Raw genomic sequence first — 23,575 nt, forward strand, 5'->3', positions numbered from 1 at the left:
TTGCAATTTTCTCCCGTTACGGCTATTATAAACGATATGACTGCACTTATACAACCGAAAATACTCAAAGGCTTTAGAGATTTTTTACCCCAAGCCGAAATTAAACGGGCGCTTTTAACCGAAAAATTAACCGCCTCTTTCCGCTCATACGGCTTTGTTCCCATAGATACGCCCGCATTGGAATACTCGGAGATTTTACTGCGCAAAAGCGAGGGCGAAACCGAAAAACAGGTATTCCGCTTTACCGACAACGGCGGGCGCGATGTTGCCCTGCGTTTCGACTTAACGGTGCCCTTTGCACGTTTTATAGCCGAACACAAGGACGAATTGTATTTTCCCTTTAAAAGATACCACATAGCCAAGGTATGGCGCGGCGAAAAGCCGCAGGCAGGACGCTACCGCGAATTCGTGCAATGCGATTTCGACATTGTAGGCTCGGACAGTGCAGCCTCCGACTTTGAAATACTTTCTCTTATAAGGCAGGCTCTTTTTTCGATAGACGTAAAAAACATTACCATACGCATAAACCACCGCGGCCTCTTTAACGTATTTTTGTCAAAACTCGCTTTAAGCGAAAAAAGCGAAGATATTTTGCGGACGGTCGATAAATCGGCAAAAATCGGCAAGGATAAGGTACTGGAAATTTTAAACGAAATAACGGGCGACGCGGAAAAAACCGAAGCGGTGTCAGCGTATATTTCAGGCGCCGGCAGCTTTGATGCAACCCTTGCCCTGATGGAAAAATATACGGGAGAAGAAGGCGGCGAAGGCATAAAGCGTTTAAAAGAGATTCGCTCTTTTATAAAAGAAAGCGGTATGGAAAACCTTGTTGTGCTCGATCCTTCAATTACGCGCGGTTTGGATTATTATACGGGCTTGGTATATGAAACTTTTTTAAATGACCTTCCGTCAATCGGCTCGGTGTGCTCAGGCGGCCGCTACGACAATTTAACCGGCTTGTATATGAAGGAACAAATAAGCGGTGTGGGAGCTTCAATAGGTTTGGACCGCTTAATCGCCGCCCTTGACGAACTTTCCCCCGCGGCCGAAGCGGAAGGCTTTTTGGACGCCGAAATCTTTTGCACCGATGAAAGCTTAATGTCCGTATATCAAAAAACGGCCTTTACACTGCGCAATGCGGACTTGACGGTAGAAGTATTCCCGGAATCAAAAAAAATGAATCAGCAGTATACGGCCGCCGAAAAAAAAGCCGTTCCCTTCGGTATCCTTATCGATAAGGCTCAAGCTGCCGAAAACCTTTTAACGCTTAAACACCTTAAAACACGCACACTATACGAAAACATTAGCGCGCAAAAAGCGGCCGAGATTATTGCAAAACATAAAAACGGTACAAAAGAATTAAAACACTAAGGAATAGGCAATCCGCATGGAACAATCGATTACCTTTAAAATCGGGCAAAAGCACCTTATCGCAACCCTTTCAGCGTTTTTTTTCACACCGAAGATACTGTATACAAATTAAAACTGCGCAAAACCGTCCTGTTGATTTACACGAGTCCTCTGCGCGCAATTGTCATTCCGGCAAGTACGGAATACGACATCAAAAAAATATATTCGGAACTGCACACAAAAACTCGACAGGGTTGACAACGTGCATACAAACCAGTGATAATAAGTTAAGAAAAAGGAGGATGTATGCCGCTTCAAACTACAACCATCAAAATCGATACGGAATTAAAAGAAAACGCCCTCCGTCTTTTTTCCGACCTCGGAATGGACATGGAAACTGCGGTTACCGTTTTTTTACGGCAAGCCGTCCGCGAACAGGCAATTCCGTTCAGGGTCGGAAACCCCATACCGAATCGCGAAACACTTGAAGCAATGCGGGAAGTTGAACTGATGAAAAAAGAGCCGCAGTCATATCGGAGTTATACCGATGTAGACATGATGGTCGAGGAATTGCTTGCATGAAATATACATTGAAACCGACCGGGCGGTTTCAAAAAGACCTCAAGAAGGCTCAACGCCGAGGTTATAATCTTGAACTGCTCAAAACGGTTATAAAGATACTTGCGGAAGGACAGCCTCTCCCAAAACAATACAAAGACCATCAGCTTAGCGGAAATATGAGCAACTGTAGGGAATGTCACATAACACCCGATTGGCTTTTAATCTATGAAATCAATAAAACAGAACTTATTTTATATCTTACCCGCACGGGTACTCACAGCGATTTATTCTAACAATCGCCTGTAAACCCGCAGACAAGGGCGGCGGCGGCTTCGTTAGCCTCTTTAAGGGCTTCTTTAAGACTGTTCCCTTTTTTCAAAGAGGCTATGAGGGTACCCATATGCGCATCCCCCGCCCCGTTTGTATTGCGCACGCATACGGGAGCGGAAGGAACGGTATAGCCGTCGATACCGTCTTCAAGGCAGTAAACGCCGTTTTTTCCGAGTGTAATCACCACCGTATTTTTGGTTGCCCCCGCCAAATTGTGGGCCGCATGTTCTATATCCCGGGCTCCGGTAAAGGAAAGGGCTTCTTCTTCGTTTAAGTGTAAAAAGGGATTAAGGGCAAAAAGACGCTCCATACGCTCCAAGGGAATGCGGCACAGACGCGGCCCCGGGGCAAAATACAAAGTTTTTTCAAAAGAGCGGGCCCCCGAATCATCGGTATGGGAACATTGCTCAAAGGTATCTTCAAGCCAGCGTACCAAAGCATCTCCTGTCGGTTCTTCAACTTCAAGACCGCAAATATAGATACTGTCTGCGGACAAGACATCTCCCTTGTCCATCCAATCGGGATTAAAAACGTATTCGGCCCCGTGCCAGGACATAAAGGTGCGTTCTCCCGTTTTATCGATAAAACAATAGCAGCATCCGTTATCCTTATCTTCCACATCGGTAAAAATCGGGATGCCGTTTTCCTTGAGGGCTTTACGTACAAAATCGCCGTAAGCACCCGTTCCGACAGGAGAACACAGAGTATAGGGCACGCCCGCCTTCCGTATTGCCGAGGCGACATTGTAGGCACAGCCGCCCAGCTGCAACATTTGATCGATTACGTGTACATCTTCCGACCTGCGCGGAAGTTCATCAATATGAATGATAACATCAACAACGGTAGAACCTATAACCAAAACCTGTTTCATTATTGCATCTTTCCCGCAGCAAATTCCGCTTTTAATTTATTTGAATATATTCGCACCGTTTTTTCCGGAAGCCAGCCCGAAGAAAAACGATACCATAGAGAGCCTTGCACCGCATGGACATCGTCAATATCTATAAAGGTTCCGCTGACCTTTTCTATATCCCCCTGCCGGCCGTGAGCGCTTACCGATGCGAAAGATGAAGGTTTTATGCGGTAAGCGGCGTAAGGTTCGATAATGAGAGCCCAACGTTCTCCGGGAACAATGGCTTCGGCCGCCGAAATATCTATTAAGGGCTCATCTTTTTGCTTCAAACAAGATGAAAAACAAAGGCAAAGCAAAAAAAGAGCGGAAAATGTTTTTATATTCACAATAAACCGTTTTACAAAAAAAGTACGCGCGGAAAAATAAAGTGAAGGGCGGCGGCGGCGATACAAAACACACCCACATATTTACGTCCGGCAACAAAAATATTCTCCAAAACACCCGGAAGAGAAACGGGTACAGACGATGCGCCCTTGTAATACTCATACAAAAGACAGGCACCGCCTATGATACCGGCCAAGGCGGGAATCAAATCACCCAAAACGGGAAGGTCTCCCTGTACAACGCTTAAAAGCTTCATAATACCCGTTACTGCGGTTAAAATACCGGCAACAAGGCGGAAATTTTTCGTTTCAAAAAACGATAAACCGGCAGCACCCGTTTCGGCAGCATCGCGGGGATCGCTTTCGGCAAAGACAAGAATTAATCCGGAAGCGGCATTAAAAAGCACCGATAATAAATAAAACTGTAACATATATCCTCCTATCCGGGCGGCACCTACTTTTGTTCAACCCGTGTACGCAGCATGACGGTTTCGCCGCCGACGCGTATTTCAGCATGTACGGACATTATATCATAATCCGTAAATATTGTCCTGCAAAATTGCTCTTTTCCGTCATAAATAAGCACATTTTTCCGTTCGGCAAGCACCGCATTTCCCGCCTCAAAAGCGGAAAAGCGGATATCCGCATGTAAGGGCTCTCCTTCCCAAGTTCCGGACTTATCCGCTTTTAAGCTCACATAGACCGAATCCTCAAAAGAAAAGGCTGAAAGCGTAAAGGTAATTCCGGCTGCCGCCTTAAAATTCGAGCGCTCCGCGAAAAACAACACAACGAGCACAACAAGGAGAGAAAGAACTACCGCACCGAGCATAAACTTTCCGTGGCTTGTATGCACCAGAGCTTTAAACAAACCCTTAGGAGGCTTGGGTGCGGTTCCGTCATAAAATTGCCTGACGCTTTCGGGTGCCCGTTTTAAACGGCCGCTTCTGTCATAGTGAAAATTAAGCTCTTCTTCGGGAATGCTGCGCGGATTTTCTTTTTCTTTTTCTTTCATACCGTCTTGTCCGCACACATTATCTTATGATTGTATCTATAAGCGTATCGGTACGCCACCACACAACCGAAGCCGAATCTTCTTTTGCAAGCAATGCCGAAATAATTCCAGAAGGTGAAAGAGAAAAATGGTGATAGACCGTATTTTCCAAATCGACTTCCAAATGACGGCGGATTATTTTTTGTCCGTTTTGTCTGAGTATCAAAATTGAAAAACCGCTCTCATCCGCCGTTATAAAGAAAAACCATCCGGATTCGGTTAAACCCAAAAAGTCGTAGCCCATGGGAAAAACCTCTTTTGTATAGCCGCGGCTTACCGCCTGCTCAAAATCGGGAACGGCGACGGGCTCCTCATACCGTTCGGTTTCCAGATTATAGGGGAAGACAAGGGTTTGGTCGAAATTCATACCGGATTGTACGCGAGTCGAATTATCTATTTCGGCCGGGAAATAATCCAGCTTTAAGTATAAAACGGGAGCATTGTAGTCGGGAACCACATGGTCAAAGCTGACAAAGACATTATCCGCAAGAGAAGCTTCATAGCCGGGAAGAGATTGCATTGAAATGGGTACCTTATAGCGTAAATACCCGTCACGGGAAAACCAAAATACGATAAATCCGTTTTCGGATAAACAGACAACAACCGGTTCGTTTTGCTTTGTCGTATAGATATTTTTTATATACGGAAAGGGAGTCCCTCCCGGACCTTCCTGTCCCAAATAATCGATAAAAGAACCGTCGGCATTAAAACGTAAAACCGCGGCACGCAATAAAGTCTTTGTTTTTTCGTCATACACATAGCGGTCTCGCGGCAATATATCGGCCGCATATAAGCGCTTTTGAGAATCGACTGCAAGGGGGCCTATTTCGTTAAAGGGATAGACAACGGCCTTTTGTGTCGAAATACCTCCCTGATATTCCAATGCGGACTGAGATTTATTACCGCTTAAATCCACGAAGGACGGAACGGGATTTTTATCCTGATTGTACAGGATGCCTGTTAAATCGCCGTAAGAAGTCAATTGCATGATTTTTCCCGCTTCGCCGTTGGCAAGGTAAAAAAAACCGTCATGCATAATCAGGCGTGTATTGACGGGAGCGCTCTCCCGCAGATTAAAGAGCTTTAATTCGTTTTCAAAATTGCCGTACTGTAAATCAAACAAATCCTGCTTTTTTAAGGCTGAAATCGGCTTGTTTCCGCCGCAGGAAAAAAACGGAAGCAGAATTACAAGCAGCACAAGCGGATACATATAAGACAGCGGCGGGGCGGCACAAAGGCGCGCACATATCAGTCCCGCACGGGATTTTTTTCCTTTTTGAAGCATAAACACAGCATAAAGTGCTTGCCCAAATATGTCAATAAGCGGTACATTATAAGGTATGATTGACGCAATAATGACATTCTTTTTCGGTTCCAAACAGGAACGAGATGTAAAAGCCCTGATGCCTATCGTTGCAAAGGTCAACGAAAAAGAAGCATGGGCAAGCGCCCTTGACAAAGAAGGATTTTTAAAACAAACAACCCTTTTTAAAGAACGGCTTAAAAACGGCGAAAGCCTTGACGATATTTTACCCGAAGCCTTTGCCCTCGCCCGCGAAGCGGCAAAGCGTGTGCTGGGAGAGAGGGCCTACGACGTGCAGGTTATGGGGTCAATAGTGCTTCACTCCGGCCGTATCGTAGAAATGAAAACGGGCGAAGGTAAAACCCTTATGTGCGTCGCCGCAGCCTATTTAAACAGTTTAGCCGGAAAGGGCGTTCACGTTGTAACCGTAAACGATTACCTTGCTCAGCGCGACGCGGACTGGATGCGTCCCGTCTACGAATACTTAGGCGTTACGGTCGGCTCAATCGTATCGAATATGGATAACGCGGCGCGCAAAGCCGCTTACAATTGCGACATTACCTACGGCACAAACAACGAGTTGGGCTTCGATTATTTGCGCGACAATATGCAGTTAAGTCCTTCCGAAAAGGTACAGCGCGGCTTTGCCTTCGGTATCGTTGACGAAATCGACTCCATCTTAATCGACGAAGCGCGTACCCCCCTTATTATTTCGGGACAGGGCGAAGACGACACGGTTAAATTTTTCGAAGTCGATAAATACGTCGGTCAGCTTGAAGAAGTACAAAAAAATCCGGAAACCGGTTTATACCCGGACGAAGTACAGGGCGAAGAGGTTATCGGAGATTATACGCTCGATGAAAAAAGCCGGCGCGTATCCTTTACCGACGCGGGTATGCTTAAAATCGAAGCGATTTTACAAAAACACAATTTAATCCGCGGCTCGGTTTTTGATGAAGAAAACTTTGAATACATCCACTACTTTACACAAGCCGTGCGCGCCCACACCCTCTATAAAATCGATGTCGATTATGTCGTAAAAGACAAGCAAGTACAAATCGTAGACGAATTTACCGGCCGTATTTTGGAGGGGCGGCGCTACGGTGAAGGTTTACATCAGGCTATCGAGGCGAAAGAGCATATCAGAATCGCCCAGCGCAACCGCACTTTAGCGACAATCACGTTTCAGAATTTTTTCCGTATGTACGACAAATTGTCGGGCATGACCGGAACGGCCGATACCGAAGCGGTCGAATTCAGTAAAATATACAATTTGGACGTAACGGTTATTCCGACAAACAAGCCCGTTGCCCGTATCGACGAAAACGACGAGGTCTATTTGAACGAGCATGACAAGTGGGAAGCCATTTGCGCCGAAATCACCGAGGCCCATAAAAAAGGACAGCCGGTTTTGGTCGGTACGGTTTCGATTGAAAAGTCGGAACATTTAAGCGCCCTGCTTACCAAAAAGGGAATCCGCCACGAGGTATTGAACGCAAAAAACCACGCGCGCGAAGCTTTGATTATTGCCGAAGCGGGGGCCAAGGGGGCGGTTACGATTGCAACCAATATGGCAGGCCGCGGTACCGATATTAAGCTCGGCGGCAACCCCGAATTCAGGGCAAAAAAACGTGCCGGAACCGAAGCGAGCCAAGAGCAGTATGAAAGCGCGTATAAAATCGAAAAAGAAAAATGGCTTACCGATTATGAAGAAGTAAAGCAGGCCGGCGGCCTCTACGTTATCGGTACCGAGCGTCATGAAAGCCGCCGTATAGACAACCAGCTTCGAGGGCGCTCCGGCCGTCAAGGAGATCCGGGACGCAGTAAATTCTACATTTCGATGGACGATGATTTAATGCGGCTTTTCGGCGGCGAAAAGATGAAATCCCTTATGTCGCGTATCGGTATGGAACCGGGAGAGCCGATTTATCACCCCTGGCTTACCAAGGGAATCGAAAAAGCGCAGCGCAAGGTTGAAGAGCGTAACTTTGAAATCCGTAAGCACTTGCTCGATTACGATGACGTTTTAAACGAACAGCGTCGCTTTATATACGATCAGCGCGACGCCATTTTAACCGACGAGGATTTAAAACAGCGCATTTTACTGACCGCCCGCGAAACCCTTGAAGAATTTGCCGAAGAGTACGCCGCAGCGGCGCGCAAAAACGCCGAAGGAGCTGCAAGCGAGCTTGCTTCCGAATTAAAGCAAAGCTTTGCCCTCCCGCTTTCTCAGGACTTGCTGCACAGCGCACAGGCGGAACATAAAGCGGATGCCGTACAAGACAAGCTTGTAAGCGGTATTATGAGCGCACTTGAAAACGATTTAAGCGAAAAAGAACTTTTGGCGGGAAAAGAAAACCTGAATATGTTTATCCGCTATCAATACGTACAGGCTATAGACCGCAAATGGCTTGACCACCTCGAAGCCCTTGAGGGCTTACGCGAAGCGGTATACCTTCGCACTTACAGCTCTAAAAACCCCTTAACCGAATATAAAATCGACGGCTTTAACATCTTCGACGAAATGCTCGACAGTATCCGCACCGAAATCGCCTCGCGCGTCTTTAAAGTGAAGATAACGAACGACCGGGGTGAAGATATGCAGCGAAAGGCGCGCACTATGCAAATGAACGCCCAGCACAACGCGATGGCCGCCTTCGATGCAGGAGCCGCACGCTCCGCCGCCGCAGCCTCCCCCTTTGCGTCAAAACGTCAGGGCGAAAACGTGACGGTAGTGCGCACAACGCCGAAAGTAGGCCGCAACGATCCCTGCCCCTGCGGTTCGGGGAAGAAATATAAGCATTGCTGCGGACGATAGGACGCTGCATTGCCGCATGCTGCGGACGCTAACGGTTTTTTCTAAAAAGTCGGTTACTTTTTAGAAAAAACTACGGGGATAAATTTCTTCTTAAATAAATCATATCCGCCAGTTGAATGCCGTTTTCATAAATCGGCCGGTGATAGTTATCCACAAAGAAATTTTTAATGATATGCGAACGGACAAAGCCGCATTTTTCATAAAAGGGAACGGTTAAAGGGCTGTCACCCGTTCCGACTTGCAGCACCGAATATGTACCTTTGTACTTTGCAGCGATACAATCAATTAAGGCTTTGCCGTATCCTTTTCTCTGACAATCCGGCCGAACGGCAATATTTTTAATTTCAAGAATTTTATTCCCCGCATCGATGACAACACATTCCGCCTTAACTCCGTTATCTTCCAAAACATACATTGTGCCGGCAGAAAGATATTTATCTATCATATCTTCCTGCTCGTCCGCCAATAACAAAAGTGATAAAAATTGTTTTTTATTTTCTATAATTTCTCTTATTTTCATATATAAATTATCTTATGGCTGTTAAAGATTTTACCCCAAATGAATAAGCTTAAGTTCTGATACTGTTCTTTCGAACTTCCGATTATCTATCGTTTTACGGCTTTGGCGGCAATATAGGTTTTAATATTTAATTCATGAAGCCTGCCGCTGCCGTTTGTATCCTCATACAAATCGATTAAAGTAAATCCCGCTTTTAATTGTCCGCCGATTTGTTCTTCAAGAGTATGGGAAAATTGCAAGCCGTAATCATTTTCTATCAAGTATTGTTTTGCTTTTTTATTTTGCAAAGGGTCAAACGGCATTTTCCATATAATTTCTTTTTCGTCGTTGTCTACGATGTAATTTATTTCATTATTCAAACCTGACAGCAACATCCCGCCTTTTTTCAAAACCCTATAAGCTTCATTAAAAACATGATACACATCTTTGATATAACAATTTGAAACCGGATGAAAAATAATGTCAAAGGTTTCATCGTCAAAGGGAAGGCACTGCGTCATATCACCTTGTACAGCCCGAATTTCATATTTTTCCCTGTCGGCAACAAACAGTTCCGATTCAATTTGTTTCGATGAATAATCGAGTACCGTACACTCGGCGCCCACGGCTTGAAATATTGGCATTTGCTGTCCGCCGCCCGAAGCAAGTCCTAAAACTTTTTTACCTTTTAAATCACCGAACCACTCGTGAGGGACGGTACGGGTCGGTGTAAGCAAGACATTCCACTTGCCTTTTTTTGCATTTTCGTACACTTCATGTGAAATCGGCTTTCCCCATTCCCATCCCGCTTCAATCCATCTGTCTATACTCGCCTTGTTTATATCCTGATACCTATCCATGATTATCAAGCCTGCCTTTGACGGCTATTAAACCGTATGTTTGATAGAATTTATTGTACCGTGAATCTTTACTTGTGTCGATTGCCGTATGCGGCTTTTTTTCCTATTCCATAGCATTTTTCGGGTTTTTATAAAAATACCTGAGCCTTTTTACAGTGGTTTTGCCGTAGTTAATTGCTTCTTTCGGGCAAAGGTGCAGGCATTTTAAACAATTGTCGCATTGAGGTTTTATCCATTGCGGCTTTCCGTTTACCATTTTTATTGCAGAGGCGGGACAATTTTTTTCGCATTGCGAGCATGAAATACAGGAATCCAAAACATAAAACGGTTTTGTACTTTGATACGCTTTGTAACTGCGGTGAATATAGGGCTGCAACAGCTTCATTATAAAAGGACTGTGATAAGCCTTCTTTTTTCCCTGCATGATCTTTTCCAAGCCGATGTCCGCTTTTTTCAATTTTCGTTTTTGTGCATCTATATTGGGAATACCGTGCAATATTGAATAATTTGTTACCATTCTTAATTCATAAATTGTCGGTTTCGGCAATGATTTTTCGGCACAGATTTCTTCTACCTGTCTGTCCGCCCCGCCTAAAATACCGCCGCATGTTAAAATAAAGAGAAGTTTTTTTATATTTTTAAATTCGGTTTGTTCGATAAAAGATTTTACTTTTTCGGACAACCCCCAAAAACAATTAAATGTAACAATATATAAATCTTCGTGGGCTACATTAATTGTCTTTTCTTTTATCGAACACATATCGACAGGCTTACTGTTTAAAAAATTACCCAGCCTATCGGCAATGTGTTTTGAGTTGCCGGTTGAACTGTAGTATAAAATCATATGAATGCTCCGTAATTATGTTTTGCTTTTTAAAAATCTGATGGAACGGAGGCTTCGGACACCACACCCTTTATAAAATAGAGCGTAAGAATCCTGATTACCTCGCTGCAGCCTTCAAAATCCGAATCCGTTATATGACAATCGATATAGTATAAAAACTCATATACTCTCTTTAATTGAGAAGCCAATCGACGGTTAATTTTTAATTCTTTTATTTTTTTATCGAGCACAGCCGTTAAAAATTGATGAAATTGATTATCCCTTTTTCCTTGTTCCGAAAAATAATATTCATGCAAAACCTTTGAGATTTTAGGATTGCTCCATTCCGCCATTATTTTATTTCCGAACAAATGTTTTGAAGTTACGGAGAACAAGGATTCAACAACTATTTCGATCGGCTCCTGCCAATCGACTTGCTCAATGACCGCTTGTCTGACTCGTATATTTTCACGTTTATACACTTCCAAAAATATATCTTCTTTGGAAGCATAATATTTATAAAACGAACCTGTTGCAATATGAATGGATTTTGTAATATCGGAAATATTTGTTTCCTTATACCCTTTTTTTGCAAAAACGGCATGCGCGCTTGCTAAAAGTTCTTCTTTTTTATCCATACTCGCCTTCTTATGAATGAATATTTTTTATTATTCATTCATAATTTAACACAAAGATTTATTTGAGTCAAGCATTGGAACAAGTATATCAGCTATAAGTAAAATATTCATTTTTTGTACTTAGCAAGCACATCTTTCCGCTAAGCAGCGGATTTTCAGCCCAATGTATCAGCATCTTTAAATTTTATGACAAAACCGTTGAAAATACCTAAAAGGTATGTCACTGCAGCATAAGGATAAATTGTTTTTATCTGATGGAAGCTGAACAGGAAATTATGGGAGTTTTGGCAGTTTCAAATATTAAAGGAAGAGCGATACAGGGAGCAAAAAAAGCAGCTCAAAAATATTTCGGAGCCTTTGTCGGCCGGATTTTATACAATAATTAATTTCAAAGACTTTGAAATTAATTATTGTATATCGAAACTATCTTTTGGATGTGACAGATACAAATTATGCAGCAATTAATTGCTATACTGAATTAGGTTTTATCGAAATAAAACGGGAGAAAGTTATGTTCGGCAAGCAAAAAGGATTTAAAGAAAAAATATTTATGGAGTATAAAAAAGGTTTATTTTAATCGGTACAAATAGTACCGATTAAAATAACGGCGAGTTTCGGTATTGACTATCCGCTTACCGAAATTTTCCATTCTTTGGATTTATTTTGTAAATACCAGAGCCGTGCATACAAGCCTTGCTTCTCCAGCAATTCGGAGTGAGAGCCTTCTTCAACAATCCGCCCCTTATCCAAAACGATGATGTTGTCGGCGTTCTTTATTGTCTTTAACCGATGAGCAATCATAATAACGGTTTTGTCTTTAACCAAATGGGATATGGCTTTTTGAACCGACACTTCATTTTTTGCGTCCAAGCTCGATGTCGGCTCGTCGAGTAATAAAATCGGTGCGTCTTTTAAAATTGCTCTGGCAATCGAAATGCGCTGTTTTTCACCGCCCGACAAAGTGGAGCCTCCTTCTCCGACAAGGGTGTTGTATCCTTCGGGGAGTTTTTCGATAAATTCGTGACAGCCCGCCAGCTTTGAAGCGCGGATCATATCTTCTTCCGTTGCATTTTTGTTTCCGAACATAATGTTTTCTCTTACGGTGTTATGGAAGAGGTACACATCCTGCAGCACCATCGAAATATGTTTAAGCCAGTTGTCGGGATTTATTTCATTGAGCGAAACACCGCCGATTTTTATACTTCCCGCATCTACGTCCCAAAACCGCGCAATAAGTTTTAATATGGTGGACTTTCCTCCTCCGCTCGGCCCCACAATAGCGGTAAGCGTATTTTTCTTAAAAGTGCAGGATATATCATCAATAACCTTTTTCCCCTTTACATACGAAAAGCCTGCATGTTCAAACTCAATGCCGCCTACATCTTTTGGCTCTATTGTTTTTTCTCCGCCTAATTCTTTTTCGCTCATAACGGTGTCGATTCTTGTTGCACTGACATAATACATTCTAAGAGCGGCGATGTATCGAATCCATGTAAGAAGCGGACTTATTATTTTAGTGCCGATGATAAGGATACTTAAAAATTCGGTTAAGCCTATTTCTCCGCCGAAAATAAGATAGGTTCCCGTAAAGCACATAAGCGGAAGTCCTGCACGCGCAAAGGTTAAGGCAAAGCCTAAAAGTGCACCGCCGACAGTTTCACTTTTTATACTGATTTCTTTAAGATGCTTGTATGCGTTTTCAAGTTTGGAAAAACCTTCTCCGATCTGGTTATAACTTCTCAATATTTTCATACCGGAAAGGTATTCGTTTAACGCCTCCGCAGTGTCGTCTTTAGCCGCTCTTGAGCTTACAACAATCTTTCCCGTTATTTTCAACGAAACAAAAATGATACTTGCCGAAATCGGGAGTGTAATATAAAAGGCCAGCGCCATTTTCCAATTAAACCAAAACATAAAAACTGACGTTGCAACACAGGAAAAAACAACACCGAAAAGACCGGTAAGAGCGCCGACCATACTCCGCTCAATCGCCAAAAAGTCTCCGGTAAACGTATTGATAAGTTCCCCTGAACGGGTTTTGGAAAAAAAGCCGAGCGGCAATTTTTTTATTTTTTGAATAAAGTCCTTTTTATTTCGTGCCGAATTGCGCGCACCGGGAAGAAAGGTCCTTAAAAAAGCAGCCGTACTGACCGTCAGCTGTAAAAGAAAAAAGCCTGCCAGACACAGTGCAATAGTCCAATATCCTTTATCAAAGATAACGGCGGGAGTATTAAAATATTCGATAAATAAATTGATTGCAAAATACACCGCCACCGCAGGAAAGGTTATCGCAAAGCCTTCCAAAAAATACCATATCACCGGTTCCGCCATTTGTTCGGGATGCCCCATCGTAAATTTTCTTATCAGTTCTTTCATTTTTCTTCATCTCTCCTTGCCTGCTATTTCCCATGTTTCCGCTTCAAATTGTAAGTCCCACAGCGTTTTATATGCTCCGTCTTTTTCAATTAAACTTCCGTGTGTGCCTTCTTCTATAATTTTCCCCTCTTTCAGTACAATAATCTTATCCGCATCCATAATGCTTTTAAGCCGGTGCGCAATGACAATAACGGTTTTATCTTTAATGAGGTTTCTAATCGCTTCCTGTATTAAGTTTTCATTTTCCGCATCGGTATAAGCCAAAGCCTCGTCTAAAATGACAATGTGAGAATCTTTTAAAAAAGCCCGTGCAATGGAAAGTCTTTGTGCTTCTCCGCCCGATAATTTTATATTTCCCGAACCGATGGGGGTATCGTACCCTTTCGGAAGATTCATAATAAAATCGTGGCAGCGCGCCTTTTTTGCCGCTTCGATAATTTCCGCATCGGAGCGATTTTTGTTCATCGCGATATTGGCCCGCACCGTATCCGAAAAAATATGGGTGTCTTGAAATACAAAGGCGATTTTTTCCATTAAGTCCTTTGTATCAATGTTTTTTATATCTTTACCGCCTATTTTTATGCTGCCGGTCTGTACATCCCAAAACCGTACCAGGAGCTGCCCGATGGTGGATTTTCCGCTTCCCGATTCTCCGACCAGGGCGGTCATTTGATTTTCGTTACAGGTAAAGGAAACGCCGCTCAGTGCCTCTCTCCTAAACGGATCCGCCTCGCTTTGATACGAAAATGAAACCGAATCAAAGACAACCGTATTACCGCTTTCTTTTTCCGCAGTGTTTTTTGTCTCAAAAACGCTCTCATTTAAAATGGTATCAATCCGAGTCAATCCCGCCTTTGTGAAATTAAGCTGCGTTGCATAATCGATACAGGTTAAAAGCGGGTCGTACAGTGCGGGAACGATAATCAATGCCGTGACAACCGCCAAGACCGTATCGCCTGAAGGATTTTGTAAAATCAAAAAACCGCCGGCCGGAATAACAAAGGCAAGGAGGGAGAGGCTTATCGTTTTATACATACTCATAAAGAAAGCGGAATTTCTGTAATTGGTTATCTCCCAATCAAGGCATTTATCAAGACTGTGTTCCAGGTTTTTTGATATGCCGCCTGCCCGTCCGAACAGTTTTACTTCAGCCATTCCTTTTACATACTCGGAAAAATTGCCGGTAATATCGGCTGAGCGCTTCATATAATCCGAATACCTTTCTTTCGCTTTTTCTCCGCCGAAAATCAAAGCCTGAAAGCTAAAGGCAATAACGATCGCAAGGAAAACGGTACATGCCATAATCCAATTAAGATAGACAATTCCCGAAAAGAATAAGATCAGCACAATCAATGAGCCGATTAAATCGGGCAGCATGTGGGCGATGACACCTTCCATGTTTTCGATATTTTCGTCCATGATTTTTTGAATGGAGCCGCTTGTGTTTTTTGAAAAAAAGCCGAGCGGTAATGAGCCCAAATGCTCCATCAGTTTTATTCTATAGGTATACAAAATCTTAAATGCCGCAGTATGACAGCCGACGCTGCCTAAAAACGAAAAAATCAAATTGCATAACACAGCGCATCCTGCGGTAATTATCCAAAAGAAAACACCGGTTTTTTCTCCCGCCGTTAAAAATATCCTCGCTATAAAATATACCGATACATACGGAATAACATTGCACACCATTCCCAGTGTGGACAAAAAAATACTTGCGGTAAGAACAACTTTTCCCTTATTTGAATAATGGAAAATATAGTCCATTATCCCCTTTGATTTTTTATTCACAAAATGCTCCTATAAGTATTTGGATTAGTCTTAGCTAACTTGTCTTATTGTATCCGTACCGGATATTTTTGTCAACACATCAATTCTTCAAATAAGAAAGAAAATATATAAATACTTGCAATTTTAAGTCTAATATGTTACCCTAATCTTCAAATAGAACAGAAAAAACTTTAAAAAGGACAGATATATGAGAACGCTTGAAGACTATTGGAAGGATTTTGAAGATTTCGGTTTTGTCAAACATTTAAAAGACGGAAGAATAGATTATATATTGGGAAAAACAAAGGGCTCAGGCGGTTTTTCCGTTTTGGGAGATACCGGAACGGCTATGGCGGTCATTTCCGATTGCATACTGTATCAGCCTTTTATTATTAAAGAGTATATAGATGAGCGGATTATTGAAGCGGGGCAATACTACACAGGAGCCGCATCTTATTATCAACAGCAGGATGACAGTACCGAATTTGAATATGGATTGAATGCCTATGTCAATTATGATTACTTTTACGGATATAAAAGAATTGAGCCGAATGTACGGCTGGTAAATATAGGCTTTGCTTTTCGTAAAACTTTTTTTTCTTCTTTGCCTATAACATTGGAGGATGATTTTTTTGAAAGAGCGGCAAGTGTACTTAATCCCGAGCCGATTGTCATTCCGAAAATAACCGCAATTTGCGACAGCCTTAAAGAATGTACACTGGAAGGAGCAGCATTAAAGCTTTATATTCAAGGTAAATGCTTGGAGGTTTTTTCACTTCTTTACGATTATGTTTATAAGGCACAACCGAAAACAAATGTGCACCTTTCCCAAAAAGACAAGGCTGTTCTTAAAAATGTAAAAACTTTTATAGAAGAACACTTTGCAGATCATTTTACCATTGCGGAGCTCACTAAAAAATTTTCTATCAATCAGCAAAAATTGGTAACGGGTTTTAAAGATTGTTTTAACACGACAATAAATGAATACACGCAAAAGGTAAGAATGACAAGGGCGCTTGAATTGCTTTATAATGATGAATTATCCATTGTAGAAATAGCACAGGCGGTCGGCTACTACGGGGACGGCTATTTTCAAAAAGCGTTTAAAGAAACCTACGGAATCAGCCCGGCCCGGATGCGGAAAGATTTGTAGGGAAACTGCCGACTGAAAAGTCTTAACCTATAAAAAAGGCTGCCCTCATTTGAGGGCAGCCTCTTATAAACGGACAGCGCCGAGGTCCTCTGTAGTTTTATACCTTATCAGCCGTTGCGGATAACCGCTTGAGCCGCAGCCAAACGGGCGACGGGCACGCGGTAGGGAGAACAGGAAACGTAGTTCAATCCTGCACGGTAGCAGAAGTCGATCGTGTCGGGGTCTCCGCCGTGTTCGCCGCAAATGCCGAGCTTTAAGCCGGGCTTTTTGGAACGGGCTTTAATGCGCGCAATATTGATAAGCTCTCCTACTCCCTCTTCATCAAGGGTTTTGAACGGATCTGTTATAAGCACATCCTTTACCAAATAGGAGGTAAGGAATTTACCCGCATCGTCGCGGCTAAACGCAAAGGTCATCTGCGTTAAGTCGTTGGTACCGAAGCTGAAAAAGTCCGCATGTTCGGCAAGTTTATCGGCGAGGAGCGAGGCGCGCGGCACTTCAATCATCGAACCGATTTGCACGTCGAATTTGACTTTTTCCGTATCGAATACCTTTTGAATAATAGCCTGTGCTTGACCGCGGATAATTTCCAATTCGTCGTTATCGCAGACAATCGGAATCATAATTTCGGGCTTTACGTCGATTTTGCGCTTAATACAATCGGCGGCGGCAAGGGCGATAGCTTCAACCTGCATTTCGTAAATTTCGGGATAGGTAATAGCCAAACGGCAGCCGCGATGGCCGAGCATCGGGTTCATTTCGTGCAGGGCGTCGAGCTTTGCATTCAACTTTTCCAAGTCGATGTGCATAATGTGCGCAAGCTCTTCGCGCTCGGTTTGCGTGTGCGGAATAAACTCGTGAAGCGGCGGATCCAAAAGGCGGATTGTTACCGGCCGGCCGTTCATCGCTTCGAAAATACCGACAAAGTCCTTTTTTTGCAAGGGCAAAATGCTTGCCAAAGCTTCGCGGCGCTGTTCTTCCGTGTCGGAAGCGATCATCGCGCGGAAGTGAATCAATTTATCGCGGTCAAAGAACATGTGTTCGGTGCGGCACAAACCGATACCTTCGGCGCCGAAATCGAATGCATGCTTTGCATCGGCGGGCTGGTCGGCATTGGCGCGGACACTGAAGCCCTTAATTGCGTTTCCGTCGGTATTGGTACGCAGCGAAGCGTTGCGCACTTCATCGCACCAGTCGAGGAAGGTGTGCAGGCGGTCGGAGATTTCAGAGTCGATAAGGGGAAGCTGACCTTCGTATACGCAGCCGGAAGAACCGTCGATGGTGATAAAATCGCCGCGCTGAAAAGCTTTACCGTTTATAAATACTTCTCCGTTTGAAAAAAGCACTTCCGAAGCGCCGCATACGCAGGGGGTACCCATACCGCGGGCAACAACGGCCGCATGGCTGGTCATACCGCCGGTAGACGTTAAAATACCTTCGGACACAACCATTCCGGTAATATCTTCGGGGCTGGTTTCTTTACGTACCAAAATAACCTTGTGGCCCTTTTGTACCCACGAATCCGCTTCGTCGGCCGTATAGACGATTTGACCGCAGGCGGCTCCCGGAGAAGCGTTTAAGCCCTTTGTAAGCGGCTTTGTTTCTTTAACCGCCTTGGGGTCGATTCTCGGGTGCAAAAGCTGGTCAAGCTGATCGGGAGACACGCGCATAACGGCGGTTCTTTTGTCGATAAGCTTTTCTTCAACCATTTCGACCGCACAGCGTACGGCAGCCTGCCCGGTGCGCTTACCGTTACGGGTTTGCAAAATAAAGAGCTTTCCCTGCTGAACGGTAAATTCCATATCCTGCATATCGCGGTAGTGTTTTTCGAGACGGTCGCGGATAGCGATAAGCTCGGCATACACTTCTTTGTTTTCGCTTGCAAGTTTTTCGATGGTTTCGGGAGTGCGGATACCGGCTACAACGTCTTCACCCTGAGCGTTCATCAGGTATTCGCCGTAAAATTTGTTTTCTCCGGTTGAGGGGTCGCGGCTGAAACATACGCCCGTTCCCGAATCGTCGCCGAAGTTTCCGAATACCATGGACTGAATATTAACCGCCGTTCCCGCAAGGCCGCGGATACTGTTCAATGCGCGGTACTTGATGGCGCGTTCATTCATCCACGAACCGAATACGGCATTGATGGCACCCCACATTTGCTCGACGGGGTTTTGGGGGAAGTCCTTTCCCGTGTGTTTTTTATAAATCTCTTTGTAGCGTTCTACCAGTTTTTTTAAGTCGTCGGCATCAAGGTCGGTGTCGAGCTTTACGCCCTTGGAAACCTTAATGTCGTCCAAAGCGTTTTCAAAACCTTCGGAAGGAACGCCCATAGCAACATCGCCGAACATTTGAATAAAGCGGCGGTATGCGTCCCATGCGAAACGCGGATTTCCCGTTTTCGCCGATAAACCTTCGACTGCCTTGTCGTTCATACCCAGGTTTAAGATGGTATCCATCATACCGGGCATGGACAGGGCGGCACCGGAGCGGACCGACACCAAAAGAGGGTCGTTTGCATCTCCGAGTTTTTTACCCATAAGTTTTTCAAGGCGCTCAAGATGTTCCGCAACTTCGCTTTCAAGTCCGTCGGGATATTTTTTTCCGTTTTCGTAGTATAATTTACAAACCTCAGTTGAAATGGTAAACCCGGGCGGAACGGGAATTCCCAAATTAGTCATTTCGGCCAAATTTGCACCCTTTCCGCCGAGACCTTCTTTCATGGATGCATCGCCTTCGGCTTTACCGTTGCCGAAAAAATAGACAAACTTTGTCTTTGTCATGAAATTGTTTTCTCCTTATCAGAATTATTTTCACATTGTACATTGAAAAAATAACGCTGTCAATGTATATTCTGTATATGGCAAAACTTTTGTACCTTATATCCGTTTTATGCAGCTTTTTAATCTTTTCATGTGCATCCGTACACGAAAATCTTCAAAACGAACCGGCAGCGAATACGCAAACAACGGTGAGTACAAAAGCGGAACGGAAAAATCCGCCCAAACAGGAACCTTTGAAACTTTGTTTTGCAGGCGATATTATGGCGCATAATGTCAACTTCCGTATGAAAGACTACAGCCTTATATACCGCGATGTTAAAACACTGTTGAACAGTAAGGATCTGGCCTTCGCAAACCTCGAAACGCCGATTTGCGATGAACTTCCCTATCAAACTTTTCCGAACTTCAATATTCACGGCGAATACGCCCAAGCAGCCATCGATGCGGGGTTTAACGTATTTTCGCTCGCAAACAACCATACAAATGACCAGGGAACGGAGGGCATCCGCGGAAGCGCCGATTTTTTTGCAAAAGCGCGTTCACAAGGAGTCTACAGTGCGGGGATAAAAAAACCGGGAAGCGATGAGCTCACTTACGAATTGATTGAAGTTCAGGGCTGGAAAATCCTCTTTGCCGCGGTAACCGAAATTGTCAATTTTAACCGCCACAACGATTTATTCGATTTTTACCCCTTTACCGAAAAGGGAAAACTCACATTAAAGAACGAACTGATACGTTTACAAAAAGAAAACCCATGCGATGTTTTTATTTTAAGCGTTCATTCGGCCGATCCGGAATATGTTTTGGAGGTTACAAGCGAAAGGCGCGAATATTTTTATTCGTTATTGGACTTGGGAGTCGATATCATCTGGGCAAACCATTCCCATGTTTCAAAGCCGTGGGAACGGGTAAGCTGCAAGGTAACGGAAGACGGCACAAACCGAAAAACGGAAAAACTCATTATGTACGGGATGGGAAACACAATTTCCGGACAAAACATTCCCATAAATTTTGAAAATCCCGCCCATCCCTACGAGTACACGGGCACCGGCATCCTCCTTCAAGTAGATTTAAAGCAGGAGGAAAACACGGCGGAAAGCGGGTTTGGCGGGCGGCCGCTTTTAAAAATCGCCGATATAGAACCCGAGATTATTGTAACTCATGTCGATAAGGGGTATAATTTTGTTATAAGGCGGTTGAATGAGAACCTGATAGCACAGCAGGATAAAAGATTGGCCGCATATTATAAAAAGCGTTTGGAATTGATGAAAAACATACGGGAAATTACTACATGCCGATAGATTACCGGGCCTTGCCCGTTTACGAGCAAAAAGAACTTATACTCGATGCGATTAAAAAAAATCAGGCAATAGTCGTACAAAGCCCCACCGGTTCGGGGAAAACCACCCAGCTGCCCGTAATCCTCTATGAGGCGGGCTTTGCCGATGCGGGAATGATTGCCGTAACTCAGCCGCGCCGTATTGCCGCCCTGTCGGTAAGTGAATTTATCGCAAAACAGCTGGGCTGCACTTATCCGGGAACGGTCGGCTATAAAATGCGCTTTGAAGACAAAACCGATTTTTCAACCAAAATAAAGATTATGACCGACGGCATTTTGCTTCAGGAAATGAAGCTTGACCCCATGCTGTCGCGCTATTCGGTTATCATGGTCGACGAAGCACACGAGCGCAGTTTAAACATCGATTTTGTACTCGGCCTTTTAAAGCGTGTTTTAAAAGAGCGGCCCGATTTTAAAGTGATTGTATCGTCGGCAACGATGAACGCCGAAGCTTTTTCCGCCTATTTTAACGATTGTCCTATTGTAACAATCAATACAATCACCTACCCCGTTACGATTGTCTACGACCCGCCTTCAATTCCCGCAAGTACGGCTTCTTTAAGCGCCTCGGAAGCCCTTTTGGCAAAAATCGAAGATACGATAAGCCGCGTGTTGGACAGTAAATACGAGGGCGGAATTTTATGCTTTTTACCCGGAGAAAAAATCATCAAAGACTGTATCCGTCGTCTCGGCCGCGCACCTTTTTCGCGGCGCATTTTTCTTATTCCGCTGTACGGACGGCTTGCAAAAGAAGAACAGGAGCGCGTTTTTATAAATCCTCCCTTCGGCCGCAAAAAGGTTATCGTTTCGACAAACATCGCCGAAACAAGCGTAACCATTCCCGGCATTACAACCGTTATAGACAGCGGCTTGGCAAAACTGAACTATTACAATCCGCGCAGTTTTACCTCAAGCTTGACCGAAACCCTCGTGTCGAAAGCGTCGTGCAATCAGCGTAAGGGGCGCGCCGGGCGTACCCACAGCGGCGTATGTTACCGCCTCTATCCGCGAAAGGATTTTGAAAACCGCAGCCTCTACACAATGGAAGAAATATACCGTACCGACTTATGCGAAGTGGTGCTCCGCATGGCGGAACTCGGTATACGCGATTTTGAGCAGTTTGAATTTATTTCGCCGCCCGGCCGTGAAGGGCTTATAGGCGGTGTGGAAACGCTTAATATGCTCGGCGCCTTGGAAAAGGACAACAGTCTTTCCAAAATCGGAGAGCTTATGGCGGCTTTTCCCCTTATGCCGCGCCAAAGCCGCATTATCGTTGAAGCGATTTTGCGTTATCCCGATGTTATAGAAGAAGTGCTTATCGCCGCCGCCTTTTTGTCGGCGCACTCGCCCTTTATGCTTCCGCCCGGCGAAGAAAGCGATGCCCGGCGCGCCCATCACGAGTTCCGAGATATGAGGGGCGATTTTGTATCCTATGTAAACATATTCAAACGGTACGGCGAAGCAAAAAACAAATTGCGGTTTTGCCAAAAAAGCTATCTTGACGAGCGCGTTATGGCCGAAATAGTCAATATAAAAGAGCAGTTGGAACAAATAGTCGGCTCTTTAGGCCTTCCCGTTGTCGGAGGCGGTCATCCGGACGATTATTTAACCTGTATAGCCGCAGGTATGATTCAGTTTGTGTGCATACGCGAAAAAAAAGAAAGCTATCAAAGTTTAACCGCCGAACACATTCAAATACATCCGGGTTCCTGCATGTTCCGCGCAGACCCCCTCTATATTGTTGCAGGAGAAATCGTTCGTACCTCGCGCATGTTCGCCATGTCGGTTTCTCCGCTTACAAGGGCGGTGTTATCGCGCCTCGACGAGGGGATGGCAGAGCGCCTTGCGGCAATGACGGGGAAAAGTACCCGATCCGGCATAAAAAACAAAGCCGGGGCCGGCGGCGATGAAAGGGCGGCAAGAGAAAACCTCGGGCGCAACAAAAAAGAGACGGGCGGCAAACAGGGCAGGCTTTGCAAAAAAGAACGATTATCCGACAGCGCACATATTGCAAGAGCAAACGTTGAAAATGTAAACGCGGAAAACGTCATCATAGGCGGCATAGTCTTTGCCGTCGAAAAAATCAAGGGTAAAAAGCACCTTATTATGCCCTACTCTCTTTTACAAAAAGCCGCCCAAGCCGACGAAGATCCGGGACGTCTTGCACAGGCGGGAAAACTGCGCGTAAAAGTCGAATACGGAAAGCACGCCCTCTTAACCGGGGAGCGATTAAGCCTTGCCCTGCGGGTTGTAAAAGAAACGGATTTACGGCCCCTCACCGAGAGCGGATGGGAGCGCACGCTGAACCTGTCATTTGCAGAAGAAGCGGAAAAACTGTTTAACGCCCTGCCGGTTATCCTTCGCACGGCCCCCGTAAAAAAGGGCGGAAAAGAAATCGGTTTTATCGGCCTGTGTACCGACGGCAGGGGAACCTATTGGCTTAAAGTATCGAAAAGCTTTACTACGGCACTCAATGCAAGCCTTTCAAGTTTGGAGGTGCTTATAGACGAAGCGCCCGATTCTATGAGCGAAGCGGATAAAGGGCGGCTTAACAGACTCTACCGAAAACTCAACGATTTATATGAATAACTTATACGAATAACCTAATGCAGGGTAACCGCGGCCGTGTATTGTTCCGTCTATTGACTGTTTTAAGTACATGGGATAATATTAAAGAGGAGTTTGGATTAT

21 protein-coding genes are annotated in these 23,575 nt (G+C 44.5%); 9 read left to right on the forward strand and 12 right to left on the reverse strand.

All coding sequences use genetic code 11. The features are described from left to right. Window positions 1–36 precede the first annotated feature (36 nt). The 3 genes from hisS to V1L52_RS07365 all read left to right on the forward strand — a co-directional run bounded on the left by hisS (window position 37) and on the right by V1L52_RS07365 (window position 2,204). Window positions 37–1,371 (forward strand): histidine--tRNA ligase, encoded by a 1,335-nt coding sequence (gene hisS / locus V1L52_RS07355; protein ID WP_428768354.1) that lies wholly within the window; start codon window positions 37–39, stop codon window positions 1,369–1,371. A gap of 285 nt (window positions 1,372–1,656) precedes the next feature. Beyond that, a complete protein-coding gene (locus tag V1L52_RS07360; protein ID WP_428768356.1) occupies window positions 1,657–1,932 on the forward strand; it encodes a type II toxin-antitoxin system RelB/DinJ family antitoxin in 276 nt (91 codons plus the stop codon). Next, window positions 1,929–2,204 (forward strand): type II toxin-antitoxin system YafQ family toxin, encoded by a 276-nt coding sequence (locus V1L52_RS07365; protein ID WP_428768358.1) that lies wholly within the window; start codon window positions 1,929–1,931, stop codon window positions 2,202–2,204. Before V1L52_RS07360 ends, V1L52_RS07365 begins: the two co-directional genes overlap by 4 nt. On the opposite strand, the gene V1L52_RS07370 is transcribed toward V1L52_RS07365, so the two are convergent. The 5 genes from V1L52_RS07370 to V1L52_RS07390 all read right to left on the reverse strand — a co-directional run bounded on the left by V1L52_RS07370 (window position 2,201) and on the right by V1L52_RS07390 (window position 5,813). Further along, window positions 2,201–3,112, reverse strand: a complete 912-nt coding sequence (locus V1L52_RS07370) for a PfkB family carbohydrate kinase (protein WP_428768360.1) — start codon at window positions 3,110–3,112, stop codon at window positions 2,201–2,203. The genes V1L52_RS07365 and V1L52_RS07370 overlap by 4 nt on opposite strands. Next, window positions 3,112–3,423 (reverse strand): hypothetical protein, encoded by a 312-nt coding sequence (locus V1L52_RS07375; protein WP_428768361.1) that lies wholly within the window; start codon window positions 3,421–3,423, stop codon window positions 3,112–3,114. Before V1L52_RS07375 ends, V1L52_RS07370 begins: the two co-directional genes overlap by 1 nt. A gap of 68 nt (window positions 3,424–3,491) precedes the next feature. Further along, window positions 3,492–3,908 (reverse strand): hypothetical protein, encoded by a 417-nt coding sequence (locus tag V1L52_RS07380; RefSeq protein WP_428768363.1) that lies wholly within the window; start codon window positions 3,906–3,908, stop codon window positions 3,492–3,494. A gap of 23 nt (window positions 3,909–3,931) precedes the next feature. After that, window positions 3,932–4,489: a hypothetical protein gene (locus V1L52_RS07385; protein WP_428768364.1), complete on the reverse strand. Its 558-nt coding sequence runs from the start codon at window positions 4,487–4,489 to the stop codon at window positions 3,932–3,934. Between the two features lie 19 nt (window positions 4,490–4,508). Further along, a complete protein-coding gene (locus V1L52_RS07390; RefSeq protein WP_428768366.1) occupies window positions 4,509–5,813 on the reverse strand; it encodes an LIC_12708 family protein in 1,305 nt (434 codons plus the stop codon). 55 nt (window positions 5,814–5,868) lie between these two features. Here V1L52_RS07390 and secA point away from each other — a divergent pair, with 55 nt between their 5' ends. Continuing rightward, window positions 5,869–8,649, forward strand: a complete 2,781-nt coding sequence (gene secA, locus V1L52_RS07395) for a preprotein translocase subunit SecA (RefSeq protein WP_428768368.1) — start codon at window positions 5,869–5,871, stop codon at window positions 8,647–8,649. A gap of 70 nt (window positions 8,650–8,719) precedes the next feature. Here the strand turns inward: secA and V1L52_RS07400 are convergent, their stop codons facing one another. The 4 genes from V1L52_RS07400 to V1L52_RS07415 all read right to left on the reverse strand — a co-directional run bounded on the left by V1L52_RS07400 (window position 8,720) and on the right by V1L52_RS07415 (window position 11,469). After that, entirely contained in the window at window positions 8,720–9,169 is a 450-nt protein-coding gene (locus V1L52_RS07400) for a GNAT family N-acetyltransferase (protein WP_428768370.1), read from the reverse strand. An 86-nt stretch (window positions 9,170–9,255) separates the two neighbouring features. Further along, entirely contained in the window at window positions 9,256–10,008 is a 753-nt protein-coding gene (locus tag V1L52_RS07405; RefSeq protein ID WP_428768372.1) for a class I SAM-dependent methyltransferase, read from the reverse strand. 103 nt (window positions 10,009–10,111) lie between these two features. After that, entirely contained in the window at window positions 10,112–10,852 is a 741-nt protein-coding gene (locus tag V1L52_RS07410; protein WP_428768374.1) for an EFR1 family ferrodoxin, read from the reverse strand. A 29-nt stretch (window positions 10,853–10,881) separates the two neighbouring features. After that, window positions 10,882–11,469 carry a TetR/AcrR family transcriptional regulator gene (locus V1L52_RS07415; RefSeq protein WP_428768376.1) on the reverse strand — a complete coding sequence of 196 codons (588 nt, stop codon included), beginning with the start codon at window positions 11,467–11,469 and terminating at the stop codon, window positions 10,882–10,884. A 254-nt stretch (window positions 11,470–11,723) separates the two neighbouring features. On the opposite strand from V1L52_RS07415, the gene V1L52_RS07420 reads away from it, so the two are divergent. Next, window positions 11,724–11,855 carry a hypothetical protein gene (locus V1L52_RS07420; protein ID WP_428768378.1) on the forward strand — a complete coding sequence of 44 codons (132 nt, stop codon included), beginning with the start codon at window positions 11,724–11,726 and terminating at the stop codon, window positions 11,853–11,855. 50 nt (window positions 11,856–11,905) lie between these two features. Then, on the forward strand, window positions 11,906–12,046 hold the full coding sequence (locus V1L52_RS07425; protein ID WP_428768380.1) for a hypothetical protein: 141 nt from the start codon (window positions 11,906–11,908) through the stop codon (window positions 12,044–12,046). Window positions 12,047–12,093: 47 nt separating this feature from the next. Here V1L52_RS07425 and V1L52_RS07430 read toward each other — a convergent pair whose 3' ends face one another. Both V1L52_RS07430 and V1L52_RS07435 read right to left on the reverse strand, forming a co-directional pair. Continuing rightward, the gene (locus V1L52_RS07430) at window positions 12,094–13,845 is read right to left on the reverse strand and encodes an ABC transporter ATP-binding protein (RefSeq protein ID WP_428768382.1); all 1,752 of its coding nucleotides are present in this window, start codon (window positions 13,843–13,845) and stop codon (window positions 12,094–12,096) included. 6 nt (window positions 13,846–13,851) lie between these two features. Next, complete coding sequence (locus V1L52_RS07435) at window positions 13,852–15,633, reverse strand: ABC transporter ATP-binding protein (RefSeq protein WP_428768384.1); 1,782 nt, start codon at window positions 15,631–15,633, stop codon at window positions 13,852–13,854. 187 nt (window positions 15,634–15,820) lie between these two features. On the opposite strand from V1L52_RS07435, the gene V1L52_RS07440 reads away from it, so the two are divergent. Beyond that, entirely contained in the window at window positions 15,821–16,765 is a 945-nt protein-coding gene (locus tag V1L52_RS07440) for a helix-turn-helix domain-containing protein (protein WP_428768386.1), read from the forward strand. 107 nt (window positions 16,766–16,872) lie between these two features. Here V1L52_RS07440 and ppdK read toward each other — a convergent pair whose 3' ends face one another. After that, window positions 16,873–19,545 carry a pyruvate, phosphate dikinase gene (gene ppdK / locus V1L52_RS07445; RefSeq protein WP_428768388.1) on the reverse strand — a complete coding sequence of 891 codons (2,673 nt, stop codon included), beginning with the start codon at window positions 19,543–19,545 and terminating at the stop codon, window positions 16,873–16,875. 77 nt (window positions 19,546–19,622) lie between these two features. Here ppdK and V1L52_RS07450 point away from each other — a divergent pair, with 77 nt between their 5' ends. Together V1L52_RS07450 and V1L52_RS07455 are read left to right on the forward strand one after the other, a co-directional pair. Continuing rightward, window positions 19,623–20,846 carry a CapA family protein gene (locus tag V1L52_RS07450; RefSeq protein ID WP_428768390.1) on the forward strand — a complete coding sequence of 408 codons (1,224 nt, stop codon included), beginning with the start codon at window positions 19,623–19,625 and terminating at the stop codon, window positions 20,844–20,846. Further along, complete coding sequence (locus tag V1L52_RS07455) at window positions 20,837–23,473, forward strand: oligonucleotide/oligosaccharide-binding fold domain-containing protein (RefSeq protein ID WP_428768392.1); 2,637 nt, start codon at window positions 20,837–20,839, stop codon at window positions 23,471–23,473. The genes V1L52_RS07450 and V1L52_RS07455 overlap by 10 nt, the downstream gene beginning before the upstream one ends. Window positions 23,474–23,575: the final 102 nt, after the last annotated feature.

The organism is Treponema sp. HNW, from assembly GCF_050320395.1.
In the GTDB taxonomy this organism is placed as follows: domain Bacteria; phylum Spirochaetota; class Spirochaetia; order Treponematales; family Treponemataceae; genus Treponema_C.

Bases quoted from the DNA above. Each gene is read 5' to 3' on its own strand.
- V1L52_RS07420 (WP_428768378.1), top strand. From the start codon at position 11,724: ATGGAAGCTGAACAGGAAATTATGGGAGTTTTGGCAGTTTCAAATATT.
- V1L52_RS07390 (WP_428768366.1), bottom strand. From the start codon at position 5,813: ATGCTTCAAAAAGGAAAAAAATCCCGTGCGGGACTGATATGTGCGCGC.
- V1L52_RS07410 (WP_428768374.1), bottom strand. From the start codon at position 10,852: ATGATTTTATACTACAGTTCAACCGGCAACTCAAAACACATTGCCGAT.
- secA (WP_428768368.1), top strand. From the start codon at position 5,869: ATGATTGACGCAATAATGACATTCTTTTTCGGTTCCAAACAGGAACGA.
- V1L52_RS07365 (WP_428768358.1), top strand. From the start codon at position 1,929: ATGAAATATACATTGAAACCGACCGGGCGGTTTCAAAAAGACCTCAAG.
- ppdK (WP_428768388.1), bottom strand. From the start codon at position 19,545: ATGACAAAGACAAAGTTTGTCTATTTTTTCGGCAACGGTAAAGCCGAA.
- V1L52_RS07440 (WP_428768386.1), top strand. From the start codon at position 15,821: ATGAGAACGCTTGAAGACTATTGGAAGGATTTTGAAGATTTCGGTTTT.
- V1L52_RS07455 (WP_428768392.1), top strand. From the start codon at position 20,837: ATGCCGATAGATTACCGGGCCTTGCCCGTTTACGAGCAAAAAGAACTT.
- V1L52_RS07380 (WP_428768363.1), bottom strand. From the start codon at position 3,908: ATGTTACAGTTTTATTTATTATCGGTGCTTTTTAATGCCGCTTCCGGA.
- V1L52_RS07370 (WP_428768360.1), bottom strand. From the start codon at position 3,112: ATGAAACAGGTTTTGGTTATAGGTTCTACCGTTGTTGATGTTATCATT.
- V1L52_RS07415 (WP_428768376.1), bottom strand. From the start codon at position 11,469: ATGGATAAAAAAGAAGAACTTTTAGCAAGCGCGCATGCCGTTTTTGCA.
- hisS (WP_428768354.1), top strand. From the start codon at position 37: ATGACTGCACTTATACAACCGAAAATACTCAAAGGCTTTAGAGATTTT.
- V1L52_RS07405 (WP_428768372.1), bottom strand. From the start codon at position 10,008: ATGGATAGGTATCAGGATATAAACAAGGCGAGTATAGACAGATGGATT.
- V1L52_RS07385 (WP_428768364.1), bottom strand. From the start codon at position 4,489: ATGAAAGAAAAAGAAAAAGAAAATCCGCGCAGCATTCCCGAAGAAGAG.
- V1L52_RS07430 (WP_428768382.1), bottom strand. From the start codon at position 13,845: ATGAAAGAACTGATAAGAAAATTTACGATGGGGCATCCCGAACAAATG.
- V1L52_RS07360 (WP_428768356.1), top strand. From the start codon at position 1,657: ATGCCGCTTCAAACTACAACCATCAAAATCGATACGGAATTAAAAGAA.
- V1L52_RS07450 (WP_428768390.1), top strand. From the start codon at position 19,623: ATGGCAAAACTTTTGTACCTTATATCCGTTTTATGCAGCTTTTTAATC.
- V1L52_RS07400 (WP_428768370.1), bottom strand. From the start codon at position 9,169: ATGAAAATAAGAGAAATTATAGAAAATAAAAAACAATTTTTATCACTT.